Source organism: Pseudomonas sp. GM80, from assembly GCF_000282515.1.
Lineage (GTDB): Bacteria > Pseudomonadota > Gammaproteobacteria > Pseudomonadales > Pseudomonadaceae > Aquipseudomonas.
The window spans coordinates 1-6061 of the sequence record NZ_AKJD01000156.1 but is presented as its reverse complement, the minus strand read 5'-3'; the positions used below and the strand labels follow the sequence as shown (position 1 = coordinate 6061).

At 60.3% G+C, this 6061-nt stretch carries 3 protein-coding genes and 1 pseudogene; 1 reads left to right on the top strand and 3 read right to left on the bottom strand.

Features of this window, described 5'->3' with window-relative positions:
- From PMI37_RS22050 to PMI37_RS22040, 3 genes and pseudogenes are all read right to left on the bottom strand, one after another.
- A pseudogene (locus PMI37_RS22050) lies at positions 1 to 197 on the bottom strand (hypothetical protein); the annotation flags it as partial.
- Positions 198 to 750: 553 nt separating this feature from the next.
- Complete coding sequence (locus tag PMI37_RS22045) at positions 751 to 1923, bottom strand: cystathionine gamma-synthase (protein ID WP_008085129.1); 1173 nt, start codon at positions 1921 to 1923, stop codon at positions 751 to 753.
- Positions 1920 to 3296, bottom strand: a complete 1377-nt coding sequence (locus PMI37_RS22040) for a pyridoxal-phosphate dependent enzyme (RefSeq protein WP_008085127.1) — start codon at positions 3294 to 3296, stop codon at positions 1920 to 1922. Before PMI37_RS22040 ends, PMI37_RS22045 begins: the two co-directional genes overlap by 4 nt.
- Before the next feature lie 422 nt (positions 3297 to 3718).
- Between PMI37_RS22040 and metE the strand changes: the two genes are divergently transcribed.
- Positions 3719 to 6007, top strand: coding sequence for a 5-methyltetrahydropteroyltriglutamate--homocysteine S-methyltransferase (metE, locus tag PMI37_RS22035; protein WP_008085125.1), 2289 nt, complete (start codon positions 3719 to 3721; stop codon positions 6005 to 6007).
- Positions 6008 to 6061 lie beyond the last annotated feature (54 nt).

The window sequence follows — 6061 nt, the reverse complement described above, 5'->3', positions numbered from 1 at the left end:
GCACCGACATGATCGGCGCCGTCAGAAGCCACCGCGCCTGCACCGACATGATCGGCGCCGTCAGAAGCCACCGCGCCCGCACCGACATGATCGGCCCCATCGGACGCCAACGCCTGCGGCTGCGCCGCCCAGACATTGGGCACCACAACGGTCGCCACGACCGCCAGAAGCACGCCTGACAACAGCTTGTGTTTCATAGTTTTCTCCATGACCCGACAGCCACAACGCGATGAGGCATCGTTCGTCGCTTATTCGTTGGCGCTGCGACTCATTGGCTTGGGTCAGTCTGGTGGGCGAAAGGCACGGGCACACCGTCTGGCGTGCGGGTGTCGACATAATCATGATCGAACTGGTTGAGTATAGATCGCGCTAGCGAGGCGGCGTGGCGGGGGGATCGACGGGCGTTAGGCGCTTCTCTTCCTGTACCGGTCAGACACAGTTGAAATCAATCTAAAAACGACGAAGCGGTTCGGCGAGCCTTTGCTAGGCTCAAAGAGGTAGGCGAAGACGCAGACTGATGCGCAATCGGATAGCAAGGGGGCGTGGGGCGCGCTCCGAAAGGTACACGGTTAGAAAGATCTCCGCGCTGAGATCCAGCCCTTATGCCGTGTGAAGCAGCCGAGGCCGTACCTTTTCAATTTGGCCCGGTACTGTGGGAAGCCCGATAAACCTTGTAAGCCAGAGACCAGCACTGGCCGCCTGCTCGAACACCAAAGCCCGCTTCGTGCGGGCTTTGTCGTTCTTGCCAGGTCAGATCGATTGCAGCGCCTGCGCCAGATCGGCGCGCAAGTCTTCGATGTCTTCAACGCCCACCGACAGCCGCACCAGACCATCGCCAATCCCCAGCTTCGCGCGGGTATCCGCTGGAATGGTCGCATGAGTCATGATCGCCGGATGCTCGATCAGGCTTTCCACGCCACCGAGACTTTCCGCCAGGGCGAAGATCTTCACGTTCTCAAGGAAGCGCCGCGCGCCCGCCAGATCACTGTTCAGATCGACGGAAATCATCCCGCCAAAACCACGCATCTGGCGCTTGGCCAACTCATGCTGCGGGTGCGACTCAAGGCCCGGATAGTAGACGCGTTTGATTTGCGGCTGTTGCTCCAGCCACCGCGCCAGATCCAGTGCGTTGCTGCAATGACGTTCCATGCGCAGTGCCAGGGTTTTCACCCCGCGCAGGGTCAGAAACGCATCGAACGGCCCGGCAATCGCACCGACTGCGTTCTGCAAGAAGCCCAGCTTCTCGGCCAGTTCTTCGTTCTGGCCGACCACGGCGATACCGCCGATCACATCGGAGTGGCCGTTCAGGTACTTGGTGGTCGAGTGCAGCACGATGTCGAAACCCAACTCCAGCGGCCGTTGGATATACGGGCTGGCGAAGGTGTTGTCGGCTACGCAAATAATCCCGCGAGCGCGGCAGATACGGGCGATCGCGGCCAGATCCGAAAGGCTCAGCAGCGGGTTGGTCGGGGTCTCGACCATGACCATGCGCGTGTCGTCCTGCAACGACGCTTCGAACGCCGACAGATCGGCCAGATCGACAAAGCTGAAGCGGTGCCCGGCACTGCGCTGACGGACCTTGTCGAACAGGCGGAAGGTGCCGCCGTACAAGTCATTGCCGGAGACGATGTGCGAGCCGGCATCGAGCAATTCCAGCACCGTGGAAATGGCCGCCAGCCCGGAAGCGAAGGCGAATGCGCGGGTGCCACCTTCCAGATCCGCCACGCAGCGCTCCAAGGCAAAACGCGTCGGGTTGTGCGAGCGCCCGTAATCGAAACCCTTGTGCACGCCGGGGCTGTCTTGCAGGTAGGTGGAGTTGGCGTAGATCGGCGGCATCAGTGCGCCGGTGGTCGGGTCCGGCGTTTGCCCGGCGTGGATCACCCGGGTCGCGAAGCCTTGGGATTTGTCGTCGTGCTGACTCATGCGAGGGATCTCCGTAATTGGTTGAGCATGTCGGTGCGCGTGATCAGGCCATGGAAGCCCGATGCATCGGCGATGATAGCGACGAGGCCACGGCTGAGTACCGATTCGAGCTCGGACAGGCTGGCGCCGGGTGCAAGGGTTTGCAGTTTGTCGGTCATCACGCTGGAGACCGATTGGCTGAAGCGAGCGGCGTCTTCATGCACTGGCAGGAGGATGTCCGATTCGTCAATTACACCGACCAGTTGCTTGCCCTCCACCAGCACCGGCAATTGCGAGACATCCGCCAGGCGCATGCGCTGGAACGCGGTCAGCAGGGTGTCGTCAGGGCCGACACTGATCACCCGGCCGTCTTCGAAACGGCGGGCGATCAAGTCACGCAAATCACCGTAGCCCTTACGCTGCAACAGGCCTTGATCGGTCATCCACTGGTCGTTGTAGACCTTCGACAGATAACGCGTGCCGGTGTCGCAGACAAAACTCACCACACGCTTCGGCTCGGTCTGTTCGCGGCAATAACGCAGTGCGGCGGCGAGCAGGGTGCCGGTCGACGAGCCGCCGAGAATGCCTTCGGCCTTGAGCAACTGACGGGCGTGGTCGAAGCTTTCTTCATCGCTGATCGAGTAGGCGTGGCGCACGCTGGAGAGGTCGGTGATCGATGGTATGAAGTCTTCGCCGATGCCTTCCACCGCCCATGAACCGGGCGTCGGCATTGTGCCGTCACGGCTGTATTGGGCCATGACCGAACCGACCGGGTCAGCCAGGACCATTTCCAGATCCGGCTGCACGCGTTTGAAGAAACGGCTCAGGCCCGTCAGCGTGCCGGCCGAACCGACACCGACGACGATGGCATCCAGATCATGTTCGGTCTGCGCCCAGATTTCCGGCGCGGTGCTGCATTCGTGGGCCAGCGGGTTGGCCGGGTTGTTGAACTGGTCGGCGAAGAATGCGCCGGGAATGTCCTTGGCCAGACGCGCGGCGACGTCCTGGTAATACTCGGGATGACCCTTGCCGACGTCGGAGCGGGTGATGTGTACTTCGGCGCCCATGGCCTTCAAGTGCAGGACTTTTTCGGTGGACATTTTGTCCGGCACCACCAGCACCACACGATAGCCTTTGGCGCGACCAACCAGTGCCAGGCCCAGGCCAGTGTTACCGGCAGTGGCTTCAACAATGGTGCCACCGGGTTGCAGACGCCCATCGCGTTCGGCGGCGTCGATCATCGCCAGACCGATGCGGTCCTTGATCGAACCCCCGGGGTTCTGCGATTCAAGTTTGAGAAACAGCGTGCACGGCCCGGTATCGAAGCGGGTGACTTGCACCAGCGGAGTATTGCCGATCAGCCCAAGTACGGCAGGGCGTGATTCCTTTGACATTTCTTCACCTCTTAGTGGTGTTGATCGCGTTCCAATCGCGGGGAAAAGACTCGCGTGCAACATAGGCTCAGACATCCTCTGTCGCAACCATTAGTCCGTCGCCAATACAGCCAATTCGATCTAACGATAGATCGAAATCAAAGACCTGCCGGGGTGCTTTTGGGGACGTTTATACGGAGGCGTCATTGAGTTTTCAAAGGGCGTCTTCATGGCGACGAACAGCTTGAATTGCCGAGAAATTTCCTACCGCAAAAACCGCTCAACCGTCGTCCGCGATTTCAACTTTGCAGTATTTCAAGTGACAGGCTGCGATTAGTTGATCATGAGGGAAACTCGCGATGATCAAGATTAAAATGAGTTTGTCTCACTAGTCGCTGCTGTCGACAATGGCCGCCATCAACAAGACATTGGAGTTGTTTGTTATGGCACTGGCCCATTCCCTTGGATTTCCGCGCATCGGTCGCGACCGCGAACTGAAAAAAGCGCAAGAGGCGTTCTGGAAAGGAGAACTGAACGAGGCAGGCCTGCGTGACGTCGGTCGCGAGCTGCGCAAGGCCCATTGGGACTTGCAGAAAAACGCCGGCATCGAGTTGCTGCCAGTTGGCGATTTCGCCTGGTACGACCAGGTGCTGACGCACTCGCTGATGTTCGGCGTGATCCCTGAGCGCTTCCGTCCGCACGACGGCAAAGCCAACCTGCACACCCTGTTCGGCATGGCCCGAGGCGTCAGCGACAGTTGCTGCGGCGGGGCACACGCTCAGGAAATGACCAAGTGGTTCGACACCAATTACCACTATCTGGTCCCGGAATTCAGTGCGGATCAACAGTTCCAATTGGGCTGGGAGCAGTTGTTCGAAGAAGTCGAAGAAGCGCGCGCACTGGGCCATAACGTCAAACCGGTGATCATCGGTCCGCTGACTTACCTGTGGCTGGGCAAGGCCAAAGGCGCGGAGTTCGACAAACTCGAATTGCTTGATCGCCTGCTGCCGCTGTACGGGCAGATCTTCTCGCGTCTCGCGGCCCAAGGCGTCGAGTGGGTGCAGATCGATGAGCCGATTCTGGTGCTCGACCTGCCGCAGGAATGGAAGAACGCTTTCGAGCGTGCCTACAACCAGATCCAGCGTGATCCGCTGAAGAAGCTACTGGCGACTTACTTCGGGGGCCTGGAAGAAAACCTCGGCCTGGCCGCCAACCTGCCGGTCGACGGTTTGCACATCGATCTGGTGCGCGCACCAGAGCAATACCCGACCATTCTTGATCGCTTGCCGGCTTATAAAGTGTTGTCCCTGGGCGTGGTCAACGGCCGTAATGTCTGGCGCTGCGATCTGGAAAATGCCCTGGCGACTTTGCAGCATGCGCACGAGCGTCTGGGCGATCGCCTGTGGGTCGCGCCGTCCTGCTCGTTGCTGCACAGCCCGGTGGATCTGGGCCGTGAAGACAAGCTCGATGCCGAGCTGAAAAGCTGGCTGGCCTTTGCCGTACAGAAGTGCGAAGAAGTGGCGGTGCTGGCTCAAGCCGTCACCCAACCGGAAGCGCCGAAAGTGCTGCGTGCCCTGACCGAAAGCCGTTCGGTGCAGGCCGCCCGCGCGGCGTCGCCACGTATTCACAAGCCTGCCGTTCAGGCTCGGGTGGCAGCAATCACCGCCAAGGACAGCCAGCGTCAATCGCTGTTTGCCAAGCGCATTGCCAAGCAGCGCGCCGGTCTTGATCTGCCGCTGTTCCCGACCACGACCATCGGTTCGTTCCCGCAAACCGCGTCGATCCGTCTTGCCCGCCAGTCGTTCAAGCAAGGCAAGCTGACCCTTTCCGAATACACCGAAGCGATGCACAGCGAAATCCGCCACGCGGTGGAAATCCAGGAGCGTCTGGGCCTCGATGTGCTGGTGCACGGTGAAGCCGAACGCAACGACATGGTCGAATACTTCGCCGAGCAACTCGACGGCTACGTTTTCACCCGCTTTGGCTGGGTGCAAAGCTACGGTTCGCGTTGTGTGAAACCGGCAGTGATCTTCGGCGACTTGAGCCGTCCGAAAGCCATGACCGTCGAGTGGATCCGCTACGCTCAGGGCCTGACCGACAAGGTCATGAAAGGCATGCTGACCGGTCCGGTGACGATGCTGATGTGGTCGTTCCCGCGTGAAGACGTCAGCCGTGAAGTGCAGGCTCGGCAACTGGCGCTGGCAATCCGTGACGAAGTGGTCGATCTGGAAGCCGCCGGCATCAAGATCGTGCAGATCGACGAAGCGGCGTTCCGTGAAGGCCTGCCGCTGCGTCAGGCGCAGTGGCAGCCTTATCTGGATTGGGCGACAGAAGTATTCCGCCTGTGCGCCTCGGGTGTGCGCGACGAAACGCAGATCCACACGCACATGTGCTACAGCGAGTTCAACGACGTGATCGAGTCGATCGCGGCGATGGATGCCGACGTGATCACCATCGAAACCTCGCGTTCGGACATGGAACTGCTGGACGCCTTCGAAGCCTTTGCCTACCCGAATGACATCGGCCCGGGCGTCTACGACATCCACTCGCCACGCATTCCGGATGCTTCGGAAATGGCTAATCTGCTGCGCAAGGCGGCCAAGCGTATTCCGGCAGAACGCCTGTGGGTCAACCCGGACTGCGGTTTGAAAACCCGTGGCTGGCCGGAAACAGAAGCGGCGCTGGTGCACATGGTCACCGCCGCCCGCCAACTGCGCAAAGAGCTGGCCTGACACGAATAAAAACCCCCCTGTAGGAGCTGCCGCAGGCTGCGATCTTTTGATCTT